Source organism: Mongoliitalea daihaiensis (assembly GCF_021596945.1).
GTDB lineage: Bacteria > Bacteroidota > Bacteroidia > Cytophagales > Cyclobacteriaceae > Mongoliitalea > Mongoliitalea daihaiensis.
The window spans coordinates 1,382,222-1,403,633 of sequence record NZ_CP063779.1; the positions used below are offsets into that span (position 1 = coordinate 1,382,222).

The 21,412-nt window shown below is 40.3% G+C and carries 22 protein-coding genes; 13 read left to right on the forward strand and 9 right to left on the reverse strand.

From position 1 onward, the window contains the following. Window positions 1–161: 161 nt before the first annotated feature. The gene (locus IPZ59_RS05745) at window positions 162–1,301 is read right to left on the reverse strand and encodes an ATP-binding protein (RefSeq protein ID WP_236138927.1); all 1,140 of its coding nucleotides are present in this window, start codon (window positions 1,299–1,301) and stop codon (window positions 162–164) included. A gap of 215 nt (window positions 1,302–1,516) precedes the next feature. Then, entirely contained in the window at window positions 1,517–2,098 is a 582-nt protein-coding gene (locus IPZ59_RS05750; RefSeq protein ID WP_236138928.1) for a hypothetical protein, read from the reverse strand. 304 nt (window positions 2,099–2,402) lie between these two features. Between IPZ59_RS05750 and IPZ59_RS05755 the strand changes: the two genes are divergently transcribed. The 4 genes from IPZ59_RS05755 to IPZ59_RS05770 are packed head-to-tail and all read left to right on the forward strand — an operon-like array spanning window position 2,403 to window position 7,554. Next, window positions 2,403–2,963 carry a sigma-70 family RNA polymerase sigma factor gene (locus IPZ59_RS05755; protein WP_262912259.1) on the forward strand — a complete coding sequence of 187 codons (561 nt, stop codon included), beginning with the start codon at window positions 2,403–2,405 and terminating at the stop codon, window positions 2,961–2,963. A 52-nt stretch (window positions 2,964–3,015) separates the two neighbouring features. Continuing rightward, a complete protein-coding gene (locus IPZ59_RS05760; RefSeq protein ID WP_236138930.1) occupies window positions 3,016–3,984 on the forward strand; it encodes a FecR family protein in 969 nt (322 codons plus the stop codon). After that, window positions 3,978–6,593, forward strand: coding sequence for a TonB-dependent receptor (locus tag IPZ59_RS05765; protein ID WP_236138931.1), 2,616 nt, complete (start codon window positions 3,978–3,980; stop codon window positions 6,591–6,593). Before IPZ59_RS05760 ends, IPZ59_RS05765 begins: the two co-directional genes overlap by 7 nt. After that, a complete protein-coding gene (locus IPZ59_RS05770) occupies window positions 6,577–7,554 on the forward strand; it encodes a DUF4249 domain-containing protein (RefSeq protein ID WP_236138932.1) in 978 nt (325 codons plus the stop codon). Before IPZ59_RS05765 ends, IPZ59_RS05770 begins: the two co-directional genes overlap by 17 nt. An 87-nt stretch (window positions 7,555–7,641) precedes the next feature. On the opposite strand, the gene IPZ59_RS05775 is transcribed toward IPZ59_RS05770, so the two are convergent. Together IPZ59_RS05775 and IPZ59_RS05780 are read right to left on the reverse strand one after the other, a co-directional pair. Then, window positions 7,642–10,053 (reverse strand): ABC transporter permease, encoded by a 2,412-nt coding sequence (locus tag IPZ59_RS05775; RefSeq protein WP_236138933.1) that lies wholly within the window; start codon window positions 10,051–10,053, stop codon window positions 7,642–7,644. Between the two features lie 378 nt (window positions 10,054–10,431). Next, window positions 10,432–10,827, reverse strand: coding sequence for a DUF2846 domain-containing protein (locus IPZ59_RS05780; protein ID WP_236138934.1), 396 nt, complete (start codon window positions 10,825–10,827; stop codon window positions 10,432–10,434). 138 nt (window positions 10,828–10,965) lie between these two features. Between IPZ59_RS05780 and IPZ59_RS05785 the strand changes: the two genes are divergently transcribed. Beyond that, entirely contained in the window at window positions 10,966–11,556 is a 591-nt protein-coding gene (locus tag IPZ59_RS05785; protein ID WP_236138935.1) for a hypothetical protein, read from the forward strand. A 175-nt stretch (window positions 11,557–11,731) separates the two neighbouring features. On the opposite strand, the gene arsB is transcribed toward IPZ59_RS05785, so the two are convergent. The 4 genes from arsB to IPZ59_RS05805 all read right to left on the reverse strand — a co-directional run bounded on the left by arsB (window position 11,732) and on the right by IPZ59_RS05805 (window position 14,687). Beyond that, on the reverse strand, window positions 11,732–12,760 hold the full coding sequence (gene arsB, locus IPZ59_RS05790) for an ACR3 family arsenite efflux transporter (RefSeq protein WP_236138936.1): 1,029 nt from the start codon (window positions 12,758–12,760) through the stop codon (window positions 11,732–11,734). 145 nt (window positions 12,761–12,905) lie between these two features. Beyond that, window positions 12,906–13,517 carry a low molecular weight phosphatase family protein gene (locus IPZ59_RS05795; RefSeq protein ID WP_236138937.1) on the reverse strand — a complete coding sequence of 204 codons (612 nt, stop codon included), beginning with the start codon at window positions 13,515–13,517 and terminating at the stop codon, window positions 12,906–12,908. A gap of 102 nt (window positions 13,518–13,619) precedes the next feature. Further along, a complete protein-coding gene (locus tag IPZ59_RS05800; protein ID WP_236138938.1) occupies window positions 13,620–14,162 on the reverse strand; it encodes a DUF6428 family protein in 543 nt (180 codons plus the stop codon). A gap of 195 nt (window positions 14,163–14,357) precedes the next feature. After that, on the reverse strand, window positions 14,358–14,687 hold the full coding sequence (locus IPZ59_RS05805; protein WP_236138939.1) for an ArsR/SmtB family transcription factor: 330 nt from the start codon (window positions 14,685–14,687) through the stop codon (window positions 14,358–14,360). Window positions 14,688–15,083: 396 nt separating this feature from the next. Between IPZ59_RS05805 and IPZ59_RS05810 the strand changes: the two genes are divergently transcribed. From IPZ59_RS05810 to IPZ59_RS05845, 8 genes are all read left to right on the forward strand, one after another. Next, on the forward strand, window positions 15,084–15,392 hold the full coding sequence (locus IPZ59_RS05810; RefSeq protein WP_236138940.1) for an ArsR/SmtB family transcription factor: 309 nt from the start codon (window positions 15,084–15,086) through the stop codon (window positions 15,390–15,392). A 5-nt stretch (window positions 15,393–15,397) separates the two neighbouring features. After that, entirely contained in the window at window positions 15,398–15,631 is a 234-nt protein-coding gene (locus tag IPZ59_RS05815; RefSeq protein WP_189584304.1) for a thioredoxin family protein, read from the forward strand. Between the two features lie 12 nt (window positions 15,632–15,643). Further along, window positions 15,644–16,630, forward strand: coding sequence for a permease (locus tag IPZ59_RS05820; protein ID WP_236138941.1), 987 nt, complete (start codon window positions 15,644–15,646; stop codon window positions 16,628–16,630). A gap of 111 nt (window positions 16,631–16,741) precedes the next feature. Continuing rightward, window positions 16,742–18,046, forward strand: a complete 1,305-nt coding sequence (locus IPZ59_RS05825) for an FmdE family protein (protein WP_236138942.1) — start codon at window positions 16,742–16,744, stop codon at window positions 18,044–18,046. 7 nt (window positions 18,047–18,053) lie between these two features. Then, on the forward strand, window positions 18,054–18,779 hold the full coding sequence (locus IPZ59_RS05830) for an acetolactate decarboxylase (protein WP_236138943.1): 726 nt from the start codon (window positions 18,054–18,056) through the stop codon (window positions 18,777–18,779). A gap of 20 nt (window positions 18,780–18,799) precedes the next feature. After that, a complete protein-coding gene (locus IPZ59_RS05835; RefSeq protein ID WP_236138944.1) occupies window positions 18,800–19,237 on the forward strand; it encodes a DinB family protein in 438 nt (145 codons plus the stop codon). 238 nt (window positions 19,238–19,475) lie between these two features. After that, window positions 19,476–20,672 carry a GTP-binding protein gene (locus IPZ59_RS05840; protein ID WP_236138945.1) on the forward strand — a complete coding sequence of 399 codons (1,197 nt, stop codon included), beginning with the start codon at window positions 19,476–19,478 and terminating at the stop codon, window positions 20,670–20,672. Window positions 20,673–20,826: 154 nt separating this feature from the next. Further along, the gene (locus IPZ59_RS05845; RefSeq protein ID WP_236138946.1) at window positions 20,827–21,054 is read left to right on the forward strand and encodes a hypothetical protein; all 228 of its coding nucleotides are present in this window, start codon (window positions 20,827–20,829) and stop codon (window positions 21,052–21,054) included. A 72-nt stretch (window positions 21,055–21,126) separates the two neighbouring features. Here IPZ59_RS05845 and IPZ59_RS05850 read toward each other — a convergent pair whose 3' ends face one another. Then, window positions 21,127–21,363 (reverse strand): CobW C-terminal domain-containing protein, encoded by a 237-nt coding sequence (locus IPZ59_RS05850; protein ID WP_236138947.1) that lies wholly within the window; start codon window positions 21,361–21,363, stop codon window positions 21,127–21,129. Window positions 21,364–21,412 lie beyond the last annotated feature (49 nt).

A 21,412-nucleotide genomic window follows, 5' to 3' on the forward strand; every position in this document is an offset into this window, starting at 1 on the left:
GTTGACAGGTCATTGACCGAAGACCGAATGGTGTGGACAATCAGTTTGATCAAAATTCTAGTTATATAAAATACATTTTCTAAAAATTAGGCCTAAAATTTAGATTATAATCGAAAAATTAGGCCTAATTTTTAGAATAGGACAAACTGATTTTATTCAACTTACTCTAAACCAAGGAATACCTCAAAGTTTGTTTTGGAAACGACCGCCGTACTATGTTCAGGATATGTCTGTAAAAAGGAAGATGGAAATCTGGCTTTCTGTTCTTTCCATTTGAATTCGAAGGCATGTAACATACCATCCACTTCCTCTATATAGTCAATTTCAGCCTTGTCGTGTGTCCTCCAGAAGTAAGAATTGACAAATCGTCGCTCGTAATGATTCAATTTCATGCGCTCTGCCATGAGAAAGTTTTCCCAAAGTGCGCCTTTATCCAAACGCATTTCAGGCAAAGCAAAATTACTCATCAATACATTCCGAATGCCATTGTCATAGAAGTAATACTTTTTGCCTTTTTTGATTTCATTTCTTAGGTTTCTACTAAAGGCTGGGAGTTTAAAGATTACAAACGCTTTTTCGAGCATATCGAGATACTTCTCCACCGTTGCCGTATCAATATTCCCTACTGTTTGAGCCAGTTCATGGTAGCTTACTTCACTCCCAACCTGAAAAGCAAGCGCTTTTAGCAACTTTTCTATATGGTTGGGCTTCCGAATGTTTTCAACTTTTAAGACATCCTTATACAAGTAACTTTGAGCAATTTCAATCAGCACTTCCTTTTCTTGACCTGGGTTAATGATCACTTCAGGATAGGTGCCATACACAAGGCGTGTATCCAGAAGCCTTCTACTTTCAATAAGTGAAGTATTTTGCACTAGTTCACGATAGCTTACCGGGAACAGCTGATATGTTTTCTTTCGTCCGGTTAGTGGTTCCGCGGTCTTATCTTGTAATTCAAATGAGGAAGAACCCGTAGCAATTACTTGAATGGGTAACTTACTATCATAAACTAGTTTCAGCTTTTTACCTATATCATCAATCTGCTGTGCTTCATCAATGATGATCAATTGATTTTTCGGTCCCATTAAGTTTATCAATTGGGAGCTGGTTTTTGCAGAATTAAAAGCTTCCAAAATATCAGATTCATCGGCATTCAGCCAAGCAGTTGGCACATTGAATTTGCTGACCAAAGATTCCAATAAGGTTGTCTTACCCACCTGTCGGGCACCAAAAAGTAAAATCACCTTTCCTTGAAAGCAATTTTCCTTGATTCGTTGCAATAGCTCTCTTTGTAACATCATTGCTTGCTTAAAGCTACGAATTTACAATAAATTCAAGAAAATCGAAAAATTAGGCCTAAAATTTAGATTACAATCGAAAAATTAGGCCTAAAATTTAGAATTAGAAATGAAAGTCTTTGTCCCTTCCTGAAATTACTTGGTACTTTTTTAATTGTTATTCATTTGTTTTCAATCTTCTTGGTACTTTATACTTGGTACAATTTCCCAATTCCCCACTATTTTCTACTAGGCAACGTACCCGAAAAAGAAACTCCGACGGAATTTCCAGAGAAAACTTCTCCCTGTTGATCTTTATAGCTCATTGGTGTATAAGTCAACGCGACCCACTTATATCCAAATTCAAATCGCGGGTTAGCCGTACTTGTATAAGACACATCTGGGAAAAAGCCATCTCCTCTTAATTTTGGGTTTAAATGAGTAGTAATACCAACCCCAATGCGAAAGTCATCATTGATTTTCCAAAATGGAGTCAAATGAACAGGAAACCTTAAAAACATAATGTTTGCATCATCAGCTGCTGTAGGAGTCCACTTTAAACTTATGGCAGAGCGAACCATAAACTGCTTTAAGTTGGCAAATTGAAATTCGCCCCCTACGCCAAGATTGATGCCTTGCCCGGCCCGCATCTTTTGATCACTACCATTGGTGAAGAATACTTGCAAGATTTCATCACCACCCCAATCGAAACCCACATCAATTAGAAATTTAGCGGTAACTGGTTTCTCAACGTTTTGTGAGAATACCTGTGTTGCACTAAATAAAAGTGCAACGCACAAAGCAATAGATACTTTTTTCATGTAGTTGTAATTGTTTTTTAGGTTGATAGAGGTTGTAATCGGCGAATAAAAATCAGGATAAATAGATAAAGAATTCTCTTTCTAAATTTCGGATGATTCTTTCGAAAGCTATCGAGAAATTTAATCATTTTCAATAGGCATATGTCAAATTATTTTTACCTGTAAAGGTCTAAGATCAACTCCCTATTTCCTCGGTTTTTGAAGAGTTTGGTTAGCTTAAAATTGTCCCATTGCTTCGGTTTTGGGTATATGACTTAAACAATTCCATTGTTTTTAGCTTATTGATTGATAATGAGCCAAAATAATGGGAAATAATAAACAATCGCCCAATCAATCTACGGTTTTTGACCAAAAAACCTTTCGAAAATTTTTTGAAGCTCATTTCAATTCAGTCTACATGAGACTTTTTTTTCTGTTGAATAACCAAGAGGAAGCCGAAGAACTCACGCAGGATATTTTTATCAATATATGGAGGAGGAGAAGCGAGTTGTTGCACGTCGAAAATTGGAATGCTTACCTACTGAAAGCAGCCACATTTAAAGCGATAGATTATCGAAGAAAAAGGAAGGAAAACATTATTTACCGTGATCAGCTGGACCTTTGCGAAATAGTACAAGAAGAAATGGAACAGTCAAGTGAGGAGGATCGATTGGACTTATTGCAAAAGGAGATCGATTTACTTCCTGATCGTTGCCAAATAATATTCAAGCTCAGTCGCTATGAGCAAATGAGCTACGCCGAGATCGCCAAAAATCTGGATATCAGCCCCAAAACAGTAGAAAATCAAATTGGTAAAGCGCTCAAAATTTTAAGAGAAAAGCTACTTCCACAACTATTTTTCGGATTGCTACAAATTTTTCAGTAACCCGATGGGGGTTTTGAAGCCACTTCTCGACTTATAGGGAAAGAGGAAAGCAATGGAACCCACAGATGAACAATTGGCAAGATGGCTCGAAAGTCCGAGTCAGGATGATATCCAGGATTTACAGGAATGGCTGGACAAAAGCCCTGAGAATCTTCAGAAATGGGAGAGCTACCAAATGCTTTGGCTAAATTCAGCAAACTTGCCTTCCAAGGTTCCATTGCCTGACAGGGAAAGGATTTGGTCAGGAATTGAAGCAGATATTAGAGAAAGAAAAACCTTTACGATTTCAGGCTTTTTCAAATATGCAGCCGCCGCGGCTGTCATATTGACGATTTCTGTATCCGTTTTCCTTTCGATTTCATCCAAGCAGGAACATTACATTGCAAGCAATGGATCCATGGAAATTTGGTTGTCTGATAGTTCCCTCGTGGTATTGAAGGAAGGATCTGAATTGAAAGTTTCGAAGGACTATTTGGTGGAGGAGCGAACGGTTTTTTTGCAAGGCGATGCATTTTTTGAAGTAAAAAGAAATGAACAAAAGCCATTTTTGGTCCAAACTGAATCACATTTTGTCAAAGTATTGGGAACATCCTTTTTGGTCCAATCGACTCAGCCGGAAGAAGCCACAGTCTCTGTTTTCTCCGGTAAGGTTAAATTTGGAGTCCCTGCAGGTCAAAGCAGTATCCTGACAAAGGATATGTCATTGACCATTTTGGGCGATCAGTTCATAGAAAAGAAAAAAAGCGCCAATGACCTTGCTTGGTGGACAGGAGAACTGAAGTATGACAATGCGCCATTGTCTCAGTTTGTCGCAGACATGGCCTATAATTTTGGAATTGAGGTAAAGGTCTCGGCTACTTCTTTGATGGGCTGCGAACTCACGGCCAAGTTTGAGGGATTGACTCCCGATGAGATGGTGCAGGCTGTGGCCATGACCTTTAGAAGCCAACTGAGACAATCCTCCCAATCAAGTGTGGAAATGCAAGGTGGAAATTGTGAAACGGGAGGTGCCTCATGGTAAGGGTATTCTTGATTTTCGCTCTCTGTTTTTTGTCTTTTTGGGCCAATGCTCAGGAACGTATGCGTTTGAATGGACAATATTCCTCTGAGCAACTGATCGAAAGTATAGAGCAGCAGACGCCTTTTCGGTTTGTCTACCAAAGCCAAATCCTCCCAAAAGGGAAGGTGATCACACTAAATTTTGAGCAGGCTAAACTCGAGGAAGTCCTTGCTTTTTGGACAGCTGCCCTGCAATTGGAATATAAGATTCAGGGGAACCTGATAGTATTGTCACCTGCCTCACCCTCCAGAAGAATTCTCAGCGGCTATGTGATCAATCAGGGTGATGGAGAAAAGCTCATCGGTGCCAACATTCAGGTTTTGGGTACAGGAATCGGAATTACTACCAACGAATATGGCTACTTCGCACTATCCATTCCACAGGGCAACTACATGATAAAGATTTCTTATGTGGGTTTTCAGACCTTGACCGAAGAGATTGCTTTATTCCAAGACACTGCCAAGAATTTCCAGCTTCAAATTGCCAATGTGCTATTGGATGAGGTATCCGTAGTCTCGGTGGAAGACAAGGTGGAGGAAATTCAGATGAGTACCTTCAAGGTAAATATGGCCTTGGTCCGAAAGCTGCCTGCAATCGGCGGAGAGGTCGACCCCCTGCGGATTCTTCAACTGCTTCCGGGAGTGCAGTTTGGTACCGAAGGCACCTCGGGATTCAATGTACGTGGAGGCTCTCAGGATCAAAATCTGATTCTGTTGGACGGCGTGCCTATGTACAATGTCTCCCATCTTTTTGGCTTTCTCTCGGTATTCAATGCCGATGCAATTCAGAATATGGACTTGACCAAAGGAGCTTTTCCTGCTAGATATGGAGGAAGACTTTCCTCCGTCTTGGACATCAGCATGAAAGAAGGCAGTAAGGAAAGGATCTCGGGGAATGTCGGACTCAGTACCTTTGCCTCAAAGTTCTTTTTGGAAGGACCTTTGGCGGGGGAGAAAATGACCTTTATGGTTTCGGCCCGGAGAAGCTTTCTGGATCCTATTTTGATTCCTATTACCAGAAGGCAAAAAATCGAAAATGGTGCCAGCGGAGGCCAAAGCAATTATTCCTTTTACGATATCAATGCCAAGGTCAATTACACCTTTTCTGCCAAGGATCGGATCTACCTGAGCATGTATCAGGGAAATGACCGATACAGTGACAATACCCTAAGAATAAGCACCTTCGGAAACTCCAGAGTAGAAAGTGAACAAGATGTCAAACTTGGTTGGGGCAATCAGGTAGCCTCTTTGCGATGGAACCATGTCTTTCAACCAACCCTTTTTTCAAATATCAATCTTTTTACGAGCAGGTATCGGTTGAATAGTGTTTCGGATAATTATGTAGAAATCAGATCAGGGAGTGAACGGATATTCAGTGAGGACTTTTCGGACCAGCTATCCTCTATCCGGGATTATGGAGGAAAAATTGATTTCAGCTATTTCCCAAACCCAACCCACTTTGTGAAATTTGGCGGACTTTTACTCAGACATCGATTTGTAAATCAGTTTCAGTCCAACTTCTCCATCACTCGCAACACCCAACGGGAGGAGGATTCTTCCAGCTTGAGGGAAGAAAATAACGCATGGGAGGGATTTGTTTTCGTGGAGGACGAGATTACGATCAACCGACAGTTGGGGGTCAATGTCGGTATCCATGCCAGTAATTTTTGGTCGGGTGGGGTAAGTTATCCTTCCATTCAGCCTAGGGCTTCCATTCGATGGGCAATCAATGAATCAAACGCCATCAAAGGAGGGTTTGCAAAAATGACCCAATACCTCCACCTCCTGACCAACAGTGGCATAGGGCTGCCAACAGATCTTTGGCTGGGGTCCAGCCCGGAGATAGGCCCACAAAATGCCAATCAGTGGTCATTGGGGTATACCAAAACGTTTTCCAGAGGGGTTGATTTTACGGTAGAAGGTTTCCACAAGAAAATGCAAGGCCTACTGGATTTTAAAGACGGGGTAACATTTTTTATGAATACGGGAAGCACCAGTGAGAAGGTGACCAGCGGAGATGGATTAGCCAAAGGGGTGGAAATGATGCTTCAAAAGCAGGTGGGGAAAACACAGGGTTGGATATCCTATACTTGGTCAAAATCGGACCGAATTTTCCAAGAAATCAATAACGGGGAACCGTTCCCGTTCATTTTCGACAGAAGACATGATTTTTCAGCCTTGATCAATCAGCAAGTTGGTAAACGATGGAACCTCAGTGCCACTTGGATTTACCTGACAGGAAGGGCGGTGACCTTGCCCATTTCTACCTTTGTTGAAAATGTAGTGATCCCGGGCGATAGGATAGGAAATAATGCAGATCTCATTGAGTACAGTGCCCGAAATGCCTATCGCTTCAAGCCCTATCACCGATTGGATATTTCTGCCAATTACGAAAAAATCACCACATGGGGAGGGCACCGCTTTTCAGTCAGTGTGTATAATCTATATAACCGACAAAACACCTTCTTCCTATCCCAAGATCCTGGAGCAGCATCTGACGGATCTATTCAACTCATAGACAATCCCCTATTTCCACTTATCCCCGGTTTTTCTTATGGAATATTCTTCTAGTGTCATCCGAAATTTAGTAGCGCTTGGGTTGCTTTATGCGACCAGTTCCTGCCTGTTTGAGTCTCCTTCCCCAATTGAAATCATTGATTCCCAAAAGAAATTGGTAGTCAATGGTCATATCAGCCCCGATGTACCTTTGCTGATATCCGTGACCAATAACATCCCATTTACCACTGCCATGTTTGCCTTGCAGAATATTCCGGATGCCAGAGTAGAACTTTGGGAAGGAGGCAGGAAGTTGGAGGAGGGGGTGTTTCAACCTTCAGCAACTGTCACTGTGGGCTTGCCTGAAATTGAAAAAAAGTTTCCAAATCATTTTGCTTACAGGGCCTTTTTTGCATTTGAGTCCGTGCCTGAGGCAGGTAAGTCCTATTCGCTCAAAGTCAATGCTCCCGGATATCCGGCTGTGGAAACCACGGATCGGGTCCCTGAGAATGCAGCAGAGGCACCCACATTCCGAATCCTATCCATCAACAGGTCCAATGGCCTAATCACAGTAGAAGTGGATTTAGAGCTTTTGGATGAAAAAAATTACTTCCATTTGCAGTTTTTTGTCAGGACAAACGGATTTAATGACGTTGAACAAGTTGAACAAGTCAAGGTGGTGTTGGACAACGAAGGATTGTTAAATGTCGATAATAATGGTGTGGCCTTCGAAGGAGGGCTAAATTCAGGTATTATGTATAATCCCAACGTCTTTGGATCAAAAAGCAACAAGCGAATCATCGTGTTGGAATATTTATCGGTTATTTTCTTCCCCGAGATTCAATTTGAACTAAGTGCAGAAATACGGACCATCAGCAAAAGCTACTATGACTATTATGTGGCTGTAATCCAGCAAAAATATTATGGTGACTACCCGTTTGTTACCTCTATTAGGATTCCTAACAATGTGCAGGGTGGCTTGGGTAACTTTTCTGCCTTTACAGCTAGAAAATCAGGATGGGTGGATTTGAGATAATGCTAGGATAGTATTTTACTTATGAAAGCCCTTACCTGAGCAAAATGCTTTACACTTTGCCCTGGAGGCTTTTCAAATATTTCAGGACTATTCTGTTTTCAAGCTTTCCACAGGGTTTTCTTGTGCCGCTTTATAAGCCACAGTTCCTACCAATATACTGACGACCATAAGGGTGATAATGCCCACTACCACAAAAACCCACTGTTGAATCGAAATCCGATAAGCAAAATTGGAAAGCCAGGAATCAGCAGCCCAATAGGAAAGGGGCCACGCAATGAGTAGTGCCAGGCCCACCATCCCGATGTATTCCTTACTGGTACCGCGTACAATGGAAAGAGCCGAAGCGCCAAGAACTTTCCGGATACCGATTTCTTTTCTCCTTGCCAAAGTCAAAAACAAAGTGACGCCGATTATGCCAATTCCTGCCAGAAAAACAGCTATTGCATTAAAATAAAACAGCAAGTCAGCAGTGCGATTGTCTTGTTGGTAAAGGGATTCCAAGTTTTCAGAAAGAAATTCCAGTTCCAATGGAAATGATTCCTTTAGCTTAGCATAGACAGATTCAACTGCTGCAACTACTTCTTTTTCTTTGGCAGGATCATAGGACACTATACTTCTTCCATCCATCACCAAGTTTTCCTGAACTGTCAAAAAATAAGGTTCCATTCGCTCATGAAGAGAAAATAGATGAATGTCTTCAAAAATACCGGCAATTGTAAACGGTATGCCTGATTGACCTGTTTCTTCATTGGTATAGTCAGGTTCAGTAATCACCTGTGTCCCGATCAGATCCTCAGGAAGAACCCCCTTTACTTTGGCAAATTTTTCTGCCGCTGTTTTGTTTATCAAAGTCAACCTGCCCATAGGAATTTCGGTAAGCGTGGATTGGATCTCATACGCTTTCAATCCCTCTTGGTCAAGATAAAGTTGATTGGAATCGTCAAAAACCGTTTCTAACCCTTCTATGCTATAGGTGCCCTGATTAAATGTCTGTATTCCAAAGGAACTTCCATTTCCGACAGCGAGTACCCCAGGTATTTGTCTCAGTTTTTGCTGAAAAAATCCCAAATTCCCTTGGGAGGTGTAAGCAAAGAGAAGACCCTCTTTTTTATACCCAACATCCTTTTTCTTTACAAATTCGATCTGTTTGGAAATCAATAAGGACACACTTGACAACCCTATTAGTATTACCAATTGACTAATAATCATATACTTTCTTCCAAAAAAAGTCTGAAAATTCAGTTGATTCAAGTCCCCCTTAAATAAACTTACCACACTTCTCATTCCCAAATACAAAGCAGGGATCAAGCTTGCCAAAAATCCAATTGCGATGGCCAAAGCAATTAATCCCATAAAGGTAAATGGGTCTGAAAAGAGATTTGGAGAGATGGCCGTTCCCATCAATACATTAAAATATGGAACAGATAATGAAACCAAAACTGCTACAAATGGAATAGATATCAGGGATAATAGAATCCCTTCCAAAAAAAACTGAAAAGCAATCGTTTTACTCTGAGCGCCTATTGCCTTTCGGATTCCAATAGATTTGCCGGCTTTGGATTTGATCGCAAGAGTAAGGTTGGCAAAATTAAACAATGTGATCAACAGAATCAGGATCGCAAAAAATCCGATCAGGGAGATATATTGTTTGTTGCCAGGGGTTTTTGATTCATACAATATATTTGAATTCAAATGTATGTCTTTGATAGGCTGAAGAAAGTGCCCACCATACAATCCATCCTGGGATAACCTCGGGTTAAAGGATAAAATGGTGGCGTTTAATTGCTTTTCTACTTCGTTGGGATTAGCGAGAGGATCAGCTTGCACATAGACCCTGCTTCCCCAATAATTAATCCGGTCAGTGCTCAATGCAAGATTAAACCTAAAATGGGTATTTGCCGGAACATCCTCAATTACAGCTGCCAATTCATAAGGATCAGTGCCGACCAAGATCAAACTTCCAATCAAGGCATCTTGGGTATGAAAACCTGCACCGAATAATTTCTCTGCCATGGAAGCGCTCAACAATACTTTTTTATTTCCTGAAGAAAAGTTTTCAAGGGTGCCCAATTTTGCTTTCCAAGAAAACATCTGAACAAAGCCCGCCGGCGTATTGGTACTTAATATATCAGACGAGGCAATTTGTTTTTCACCGGCTTTAATGAATTCTGAATAAGGAGAAATGATGAATTGGGAAACATCCTTTACCCCCATAGATGATTTCAATGTTTCTGACTGAAGGACTTGGTCTTGAGGAGAAGAATCAGTCCAGGAAGGAAATCCGATTATGCTGTAATCTTGGGAGCGATAAGTCCTGACCAGCCTATAAATATTCCCCGAATCATTGTGAAAGCTTTCATAGCCTGTTTCAAAACGGATATAAGCCATTCCCATATATGCCACAAAGAGTCCAGAAACTAAACTCAATAAAATGAGAAAAGTGAATTGCCTATTTCTGAGATAGCCCCTGAAGGCGATTTTAATATAATTTCTAAGCATATCCAGTCAAATTAACGGCATTTTATCCCAACCTTCTCCAATTCTATGCCATATGAATATGCTTTATTTTAGTCAATAAAGCCATTTATCAATCTAATCTGTGAAAATCTCCGAACATTTTTGAACGTATTCGGACAAAATAGAAAAATGAATTTGAATAAAAGTTTACAGCTGTTTATGATTTACTAGGGGAAACCATTCCTGAAACACACTACCCATGGAGTTTGCACGAAACAATCCTCCAAATTCATCTGTAAATTCTTTGGTAGTGTAAGCTGTACAAGCCTATGTATATGCAATTTCAATGTAGGAATCTGAGGTGTTTTCTAACTTGACATTATCTCCAGGTCTCCTACATTGAACTTTTAAAGACATTCTTTATTTTTCAGAAGACCCTATCATTTCTTTCCCTTCTTCTTCGGATATTAGATTACAATAAAACTTCCCTTTTCCAAAGGCTTTTGTTTTTGTCGTAAGGGTAATATAATAAGTTTGGCCTGCATCAATGTTCAATGAGAGAACTGTTTCAGGGTCTGGCTTGATTTTCCCTCTGTATTGGGTGTGAATTTCATAGGCACCCGGGTCAATTTGATGAACAGAATACTTTCCCTCGCCCAACTTGCTGATTAATTTTTGATTGAAATAGGTGTAGTAGGGGACAAAATCATCAAGTCCATCAGGTCTTAACAAGTAAACCGTGGCTTTTTCACTTTGAGCCTGGATTTGAAATTGGACTGCAAAAATCAAGGCTAATAGGTAAATAGTTTTCTTCATAATTTTAAGAATATCGTACCGAAATCTAACGAGAAATCATAGCATTGACAATAGCCATTTGTTAATCATTCTTAACCAACTTTTTAATTAAAGAATGCGTAGTTACTTTTAGTCTTTAAACGTAAATTTCCAGAGAACATGAACAAATCCCTACACATCTCGCTCATTTGTATCCTATGCCTATTGCCAATTATAAGTTTTTCACAGGATAAAGCATCTAAAATCCACTATTCGTTTGGAGGGGGAACTACCATTGATAATAATAATTTGCTTTGGGGTTTGAATATGGGAACTGAATTGAATTACCGATTGGCCAAACGTTTCTCGTTAAATACAGGCGTGTCCTTTTTTCAGTCTTTAGGAAATTTCGAAAACAATCCATTATCCGAGATTGATCAATCCTCCGGGATTTTTATTAGCCCAACTTTACGATACGACATCATTCAAAAAGACTCTGGTTTTAAGTTAGCTTTTGGCGCCGGTCCTTCTTTGCAACTTGGAGGCGAGTCTGTTAGGGTAAGAAACTTCTTCAATCCCCAAGACCCTATCCCTTTTACGATCATCAACAAGTACCAACGTGTCGGTTTATTGTTGGAATTGGAGGCCGAGTGGAAATCAAAGAATCCTAATGTTCGAAATGCAGTAGGGATTTCTGCTTATGGAGCTGATGGCTTTTTCCCGTGGTTTATCGGTGCTACATACAAAGTACGATTTCAGGCAGGGAAGTAAATTTAAAATAAGGTTGAAATAAAGTTGAAATAAATTTGAAGAATTTGCACAATTTATTACAATAAGCATCTTTTGTTATTCAATGAAACTGTTCATTAAATGGTATGAGATAGCTTAATTCCTATTTATTTCACCCATTTATTTCCACCTTATTTCACAAAGTATATTTCAATCCTCAGTACCTCCACTTATTCGCCAAACTAACCAAATGTAGCATCACGGGTACCTCTACAAGCACACCCACGACAGTGACCAATGCTGCGGGACTATCCAACCCGAATAATGCAATCGCAACCGCTACCGCCAACTCAAAGAAATTGCTTGCACCGATCATGGAGGCTGGTGCACATACAGCATGTCTAAGTTTGAGTTTTCTTCCACCGTACCAAGCCAAGAAGAAGATAAAATAGGTTTGGATAATCAGTGGGATAGCGATTAGTAAGATGATCAATGGGTTGTTCAAGATATTGGGTCCTTGAAAGGCGAAAAGTAAAATCAAGGTCAGGAGCAATGCAATAATGCTAACTGGTTTGAATTTGGGGAGAAATTGGTTTTTGAACCATTCCTCTCCATTCTTACCTACCAAAATTTTGTTGGTAATGATCCCTGCAACTAATGGAATGACTACAAAAATCACTACGGATGCAACCAACGTTTCATAAGGAACAGTCACATTGGTAATCCCCAACAGAAAACCCACTAAAGGCACGAAGGCGACTAAAATGATTAAATCATTCACAGAAACTTGCACCAAGGTATAATTAGGATCTCCGTCTGTGAGGTATGACCAAACAAATACCATAGCTGTACATGGGGCCACTCCCAAGAGGATAGCACCAGCGATATACTCCCCAGCCATGTCAGGATCTATGTAAGCTGAATATAGCTGGTCAAAGAAAATCCATGCGAAAAATGCCATGGTGAATGGCTTGATCAGCCAGTTAATTACTAATGTCCAAATCAAACCCTTCGGTGCTTTGCCTACTCCTTTGATACTACCAAAGTCAATTTGTAACATCATGGGGTAGATCATCAACCAGATCAAAATAGCAATTGGTAGATTGACATTGTAAATCTCCAAATCAGACAAGACCGAAATATCTTCCCCAGCCAAATGACCGATCAGGATTCCAACTCCAATACATAAGGCAACCCATAAGGTCAGGTATTTTTCGAAAAAGGCGATTTTTTTGGTTTCTGACATTGCTCTAAGTTTTATTGGCAACTGTTTTTATCATTCATTGTATTTATCCACTCACTGATACTTATCGATATGAGCTCCGCGATATTGATAGATATTTGGTTTGGTCCAGAAACAATATCAATCAATATCCAATATCTACCAATATCTATTTTTTAATTTTCGAAAAGACAAATAACATCTCTGAACAAATCTGTAATGATCTTGTATCATACATCTCAGCCTCCTTTTCCGTATCATCAAAGGCTTTTGGATCTTCATAGCGCACTGGGATTCTTGCTTCCGCACCGGGAATAAATGGGCAGTTTTCATCTGCATGGGAGCAAGTCATCACAGCGGCAAATCCTTTGGGAGTATTGGCAGGGTCATCATAGACTTTGCTGAAGTTAACAATGGGATCCTCATCATCTGAAAAGGAAACAAAGTATTTCGGATTACCCTCTCCTTCGCTGCTGACCTGAAAGCCAAATCTCTTGATAGAGTCCACGGCTCGTTCATTGAAGGCAGTGACTTCCACTCCACCAGAGAAAGCGTTCATGTCTATGCCATGATAAGCTCCGGCTACTTTTCCCCAAATCTGTGAAAACTGACTTCTACGGGAATTGTGAGTACAGATATAGTTCAGGTTGATTTCTTCCTTCTGATCGATTTTTTGTTGGACATAGTCAATGAGTACCTGAAGAACAGCTTTGCGTTCATCGGATATCGGCAGCGTTTGCGCTTGCTCGATGTAGGTTTGGAGAGTAGGGTATAGATTCATTTCTTTAGAGTCAAGAGGCAAGAAGCAAGAATCAAGACACAAGAGACAAGACGCTAGAGTTGAAAGTATGTCTAATCTCTCGCTTCTCGTCTCTCGCATCTCCTAGCAACATCCCGATCCAGGTTCGCAGCTGTTGGCTGCTTGGAGGGAGGCTAGGGAAACACGGATTTTTGGTTTGTCGGTGACAGGTCCGCAACAAGCGGCCGCCTTTTCCTCGGGTGTCGTAGCCCGATCTTTGGCTTTGCAGGTAGTTTGATCAGGCGTGAGTTGCACGATTAGCGCATTTCCTGTGTCTTTCAAGTGATGGACTGGTAGCACGGCAGTTGGGAATACTGAATTACCATACTCAAACTTGATCTCTGCATCTGGATAAGTTTCCCTTACACGATTGACCACATCAAAAATTTTCATAGCCTTGCTAGTGTCTACTGCATGATTCGGCTCGGGGATTTCATTTTCCCATAATTGCACATGCACTTCTGACCATTGGTTGCGGATACCGCCACAATCCACGGTATCGAAGTTCACATTTTTGATTTCTGTGATGTGGTAATCAGTTCGGACATATTGCCCGGACTGGTATTCGAAGAAAAGTGCCTTTTCAGGGTTTTCTTGAAGGATGTTAGTGAATTCTGTTGTTTTCATTTGTTTCTCGCAAAGGCGCAAAGGCGCTGTTTTTTATTGATGTTAGACGCTAGATATGAGACGCTAGAATTTTTAAGCTTGTTAATTATGGCCATACCATAATTTGTTTTTGAGAGCAATTTTTAAAAAAAGACAATAACGATGATTGCACACGAATTTTGTCTTGTGTCTTGCGTCTAATGTCTTTTTTCTTAATCAACAGCATCCCGATATCTTTGGAAAGCCGCTGAATAAGTCTTGAAATAGGTTCTGTACTTCGGCCCACCGGATAGGGTCTATGCAATAATTTACAGAAACCCCTTCTATATTTCCTTTGATGAGGCCTAGCTCCTTGAGTTCACGGAGGTGTTGGGAAATGGTGGCTTGTGCCAGACCGAGTTCCTGTACTAAATCTCCATTGATACAAGAATTGGATTGGATTAGATATTCAAGGATAGCTATCCGCGCAGGATGTGCAAAAACTTTGGCAATTTTTGCCAGTTCGTTTTGCTTTTCTGTAAAGAGATCTGTTTTGGTTACACCCATGGTTTAGATTTTTAGATCTGCCTTCCGGCAGACAAGTGCGAGAGATTAGATTTTAGAGGCAAGAGGCATGAGACAACACTTGCCTGCTGAGCCTTTCGACAGGATCAGGGACCGAGATTAGATTGTATAAACAAGGCCTGTCCCGAAGCATGGAAATAAGGTAGAAATAATATGTTGCAATGTTCTCCACTATATAGTCAAGCTTGATGGCAACCTTACTTCAATTTCACTTTGCGAAGCTTATCTCAGCAATGCCAAAACTCATTAATACATCGCAATATTACGATGAATTGTTTATCTTGCAAAACTTTTGAAGAAGAATATCATGGGGAGGGGTGACCAAGGTCACCTATTATCTTTTTTTATCATCGTACTTTTACGATGTACATTGAAATTATGGAAAGAACAGCAGTAAAAATGGATTACTCCTTGGCGGAACAAAAACTTGCCCTCTATGCTAAAGCATTGGGACATCCAGTAAGGATACAGATCTTGAAAATTCTTAGTGAGCAAGCCTGTTGCTTCAATGGAGACTTAACTGAAATTATTCCTCTGGCTCAATCGACGATTTCCCAACACCTGAAATCTTTAAAGGAAGCTGGACTGATCCAAGGGGAAATCATGCCTCCAAAAATTAAATATTGCCTCCATCAAGAAAATTGGTCAGAAGCATCTCAACTATTTGAAACATTATTTAAATCCTAAGTTCTATGAGAACCATAAAAATTTTAGGCACAGGTTGTGCCAAGTGTAAGCAAACAGAAGCGGCTGTTAGAGATGTCTTGGATAAAGAAGGTATTGTGGCTGATGTAATCAAAGTGGAGGATATCCAACAAATCATGGCTTACAATATTCTTTCTACACCAGCGGTGGTAGTGGATGAAGTGGTCAAAATCAAGGGGAAGGTTCCTTCGGCACAGGAGATTTTGGCGGCTCTTTCTTAAAAAATCAACGTCATGTTTGATTGGCTACAAAGTTTTGCGGATTGGTTGATCTATCAGGTCATTGGGATAGCGGCAGAAAGCCAACTAGGAGTGGCGTTGAATTTCTTTGTCTACGATGTGCTGAAAATCTTAATTCTTCTCTTCCTTATCACAGTTTTGATGGGCATTGTCAATGCTTATTTCCCCGTGGAGCGATTGAGGGATTTTCTGAACAAGCGCAAACTCTATGGCTTGGAATACTTCTTTGCATCTTTCTTTGGAGCAGTTACCCCCTTTTGTTCCTGTTCTTCGGTGCCCTTATTTATAGGTTTTGTACAGGGGGGAATTCCCTTGGGTGTTACTTTCGCTTTCTTGATTACTTCGCCCTTGGTCAATGAAATTGCACTGGCGATTTTTTTAGGCATGTTCGGAATAAAATTTACATTGATTTATGCCATCACAGGAATTCTTTTAGGAATGCTTGGAGGAATGGTATTAGGTAAATTGAATTTGGAACGCTACCTCAGCGACTGGGTGCAGCAGTTGATCCAAAACAAAAATAAAGTTCAGCAAGGATTCGAAGCAGAAAATACACCTTTCTTGAAACGATTGCCTCATATTACCCAAGAAGCATGGGGGATTGTAAAAAGTATAGTGCTATATGTAATCATCGGTATAGCCATAGGGGCTTTTATGCATGGTTATGTCCCTGAAAACTTCTTCGAGCAATATCTTGGAGATGGACAATGGTGGACAGTACCATTAGCGGTAATACTAGCAGTTCCACTCTATGCCAATGCGGCGGGTATCATTCCTGTCATACAGGTCATGGTGGTGAAGGGTATTCCTGTGGGAACAGCCATTGCCTTTATGATGGCCACCATCGGTCTTTCTATACCAGAGGGAACATTACTTAAAAAAGTCATGAGCATGAAGCTGATTGCTATCTTCTTCGGAACAGTTGCTTTCTTTATCATCCTATCAGGATTTATTTTCAACATGGTATTTACCACATTATAAATAAATTATCATCTGAAGTAACTTTTCATAAGTTCTCTTAGACAACATCTAAATTGGGTGATGGATAAACTTTGGAAAAGTTAATCACGACTCTTCAACCATATATCAAAAATGAAAAATCTCAGTTTTCTTATTCTTTCAATATTCGTTTCAATCTCTACTTTCGCCCAGTATGGACAAGTAAAGTCTGTCGGTTCCATGAGCGAAATGGGTAAAACAGGATTTGCTCCTACCATTTCCACTGACTCTCTCCAGAAATATCCTAGGATTTTCGGAATGGGTCCATTGGGCAAAATGCAAGGGGAAATCACATTTGCCAATGGAATTCCATATTCAGGCTTTGCTGATTTGGATGGCAATCCTTTTATTCAAAAGAATTGGGATATCCAATCTCCATTCTTTGTTTATGGGGAAGTGGAGGAATGGGTGGCCTTTCCCCTTAATGGTGTAATAACGGATATGGCCGCTATGGAAAAATTAGTGGAAAATACTGCTTCCCAAAACGGATATGACTTGAGCCAACCTTTCTTTTTTAAGTTGGTAGGTACTTTTGATGAAATGGTTACACACATCGTAACCCCAAGGTCTCCTGAGGTAGAAGGTTTTAAACCTGGCAGAAACCAGGAAAATTACGAGCATCAAAATGAATCCGGTGAATTGATTGGGGTTTATTCCCAAGTGGGAAAAGGCATCTATACACCCCAAAGTAGCCATCTTCATGTGCATTTAATAAACAAGGAACAATCCTTCACCGGACACTTGGACAAAATCCAGACTGACCTGAAAGACCTGACTCTATACCTCCCCAAATCCAAAAATTCCCTCAGTTTCAAAACTAACGACACAGATTTCTCTAAGGGCCGGCTGGGTTTTCAACAAAAAATAGAATTAGATGATTTGGTAAAGTTTCATGGTCATCTTTGCGACGGACTCGTGGTAGGAGCTATGGGTTTGAATGAAGCATTGGAAGTGCTTTATCCTGATGGGACAATTGATAGAACAGACCTTAGAATTGTGTCTAAATCCTCTCCTTGTTTAACAGATGTAGCCGTTTACTTGACTGGTGGAAGGTATCAGTTTGGAACTTTCTATGTGGATGATGCTATCGATGGGATGTATGTGGTACAGCGGATTTCTGATGGCACTGCTTATCAGGTAAACCTGAAGAAAGGTGTAAAACCGGCTATTATTGATGAAATGGGTAAAAAAGCTGTAAATCTGGAATTATCAGGCTGTGAATTGGATGCATTGAAAGGCATCGAGGATGATTTTACAGATTATCTACTGAAGGCCGATACCAAAGAAATCTTTCAGCTTACGCAAATAGAGGACTTCCAATGGAATCCTGTATTGAAAGGAGATTTTGTCAAAACAGATGTCTTGAATAAGCATGCTGCTACCTGTACCGTTGAATGATTCTAAGATGAAAAAATACTTCATACTTTCTCTTTTATTAGTTCCCTTTGTTGCACAGGCCCAACAAATTGAGCTCATTGGTTCTACCGCCCAGATCATGAAAGAGAATAATCTATCTGCCAATATCAACCTGGATACGATCACAAACAGGAAGTTTCTTTATGCCATCGGCGCCATGGAAAACCTGCAGGGTGAAATTATTGTATTCAACGGCAAACCTTTATATGCGGGTTTGGATGAAAACCGACAGCCTTACTGGGAACAGACTTTTGATAAAAAAGCCATTTTTCTAGTGAGAAGCAATGTAGCCGCCTGGCACAAAACTGTTTTTAAAGATGTGCCAATTTCCAACAGGCAAGAATTGACCAAAATCATCATGCAGGAAGCTTCAAAAGCCGGTTTGGATACGGTGGGAGGATTTCCTTTTAGAATCAGGGCAAAGGCAGATCATATTCAAGCTCATATTGCTTATTTGAGATCAGAGACAATTACTAATTTCACCCCACAAGGAAAAAAGAAGGACGATTACCCACTCACGTTGGAAGATCAAAATGTCTGGATCATTGGATTTGCAGGAAAAACCGCAGGTGGACGCTTTGCCATGCCTGCAATGGGAAATAATCCTGCAAGTGAACTACATATGCATTATATTAGAAATGATAAGCAAGAGGCAGGACATATTGAAGACCTGATCATCAATGGAACCTGGCAACTTTGTTTACCCATTCAATAATAATCTAAAACTACACTATTATGAAAGCATTGATCGAACTCTGGAAAGAAGGCCGCACCCGATTGACCAATCAACTCGAAAGCATAAAGCCGGAAGATCTTACCAAGAAACTTGGGGACAGTTCTAATTCTGCAGGATTCTTAATCCGGCATATTGCTGAGGTGGAACTCCTTTTCGCTAAAAATGTCTTCGGCAATACGAATGTAAAAGTGGATGCACAAACCCTGAAAGCTGGTAAAGATACAGGAGAATGGACTGATCTAGACGAACTTTTGGCCCTTGTCACTGATGCAGGCGAACAACTTAAAAAAGCCATCGACAGCCAAGAAGATTGGGATGCCGTTATCAAAACTCAGGAATTTGGAGAAAAAACCAAGGCGGCTGCTTTGGGCAGGATTACTACCCATACAGCTTATCATGCGGGGCAGTTGGCAATAGTGATTAAGTATGGAATTTGAAAAATTCGAATAGAAACATTTTTAATACTCAATGATTAAAGCCAGTCCTTCCCTGTGGCCCTTGGGGAATAAGAATCATTTTTCCATCTATTTTTTTATTACCTGATTTCTTTTCATATTTGCAATAAAGTTGCAAATAATGCGGGTTTTGATCAGGATTAAACTAATTTAATTAACGAGTCTTCCCCTTGCAGTTTTATTAACCAATCGAAATTCTACTTTTCTTACCAATCAAATCATGGAAAAGAAATTACCTGTAACCGTACTCAGTGGCTTTTTGGGAGCCGGAAAAACAACCTTGCTAAACCATATTCTTCATAACAAGGAGGGCCTCAAAGTGGCCGTGATTGTCAATGACATGAGTGAAGTCAATGTGGATGCTCAATTGGTGAGAAGTGAAAATACCCTTTCCAGAACAGAGGAAAAGTTGGTAGAAATGAGCAATGGTTGCATTTGTTGTACGCTCCGCGAAGATTTGATGCTGGAAGTAGAGCGTTTGGCCAAGGAAAATCGCTTTGATTATTTGTTGATAGAAAGTACGGGTATATCAGAACCATTGCCTGTTGCTCAGACCTTCAGTTTCGTAGATGAAGAAAAGGGGATTGACCTCTCTAAATTTAGCCGTTTAGACACTTTAGTGACCGTGGTAGATGCCTTTAATTTTCATAAAGATTTTGGTTCGGCGGATACGGTATATTCCAAAATGCTTAACGATGATCCAGAAGATCAGCGATCCATCGTAAATCTATTAACAGATCAGATTGAGTTTGCCAATGTGATCATTATCAACAAAGCTGATTTGGTTTCCAAAGAAACCGTGGAGGAATTGGCTGCGATCATTCACAAGTTAAATCCAGGTGCAAAGATCATCAGCACTTCCAATAGTAAAGTAGATCCTAAAGAAATTCTCAATACTGGTTATTTTGATTTTGAGGAGGCTTCCAATTCTGCGGGTTGGCAAGAAGAACTCCAAAAAGACCATCATACGCCAGAAACGGAGGAGTATGGAATTTCTTCCTTTGTTTTCAGAAACAAGAAACCGTTTCATCCCCAGCGATTTTGGAAGTACATCTCAGAAAACTGGCCTGCCGGAGTCATCAGAAGTAAGGGACTTTTCTACATTGCTTCCAGAAAAGATCAGGCACTTTCCTGGTCCCAAGCAGGAGGTTCCTTGAAAGCAGAACCTATAGGGGTTTGGTGGGCTAGCATGCCTTTCAAAGAACGAACAAGCTATGCTTCCTACATTGAAAATCAGGAATACATTGAATCCAAATGGGATAAGATCTTCGGAGACCGAATGAACGAGCTTGTCTTGATCGGACAGGACTTGGATCAGGTGCAGATTATCAAGGAACTAGAAGGATGCCTGTTGAATAATTTGGAACTAGCAGAATACCTTAAGGGTAAAAAGTTTACGGATAATTGGCCGATTTAAGTAGTGTTCGATAATGTATTTGTTTCCAAGGAAAGTTAAATTTTGGAGGTTATTGCTAGCAAGTTTTTATTTAGTTTGATTTCAAATTATTGAAATTCAAAACCTTAAGGGCTCTTTTTGTGTATTTGGAGTAGCAACCAAAAACAAAAAAATCATGGAAAATACTTGTTCAAACTGTAATCACTGGGCGCCAAATGCACCCGTGGTAGCCAAGAGAGAAAATTATGGCGAATGCAATAAGCTAAGCCATCTTGAGTCAGAAATGGATCCTGACTTTATTATCCCAGTCCTGAATGATGGCAAACCATTGGCTTCCAATACCAAATCAATTGAATTTATTACTGGAGCAAGTTTTGGATGCAATCAGTTTGCTAAAGCTTAATTTTGATTTTACCATGGCTGTAGAAGGCCATGGTTTTATTTTTATTTTAAACTCCACATAGCTTTTTTGAGCTTAAGCAGTCGCTTGAGCTTTATTCGCAATAGTTTTAGCAAGAATCCTTTCTAAGCCATTTCTTTCGATCCCTTTTCCAATAAAGACCAGTACATTTGGGCTCTTTTTCTGAGTGTCAAATTTGGAGAAACTCACGGTATTTCCAGTAGATTGCACAAGGATAGGATGATCTTCTCCAGCTACCTTCACAAATCCTTTGACTCTATACACTTGGTGATAGGAAAGGAAAAGTGTCATGGATAAGGTTGCATATAATTTTTTTCAAATGAGAAGAGCCACCCTTAAA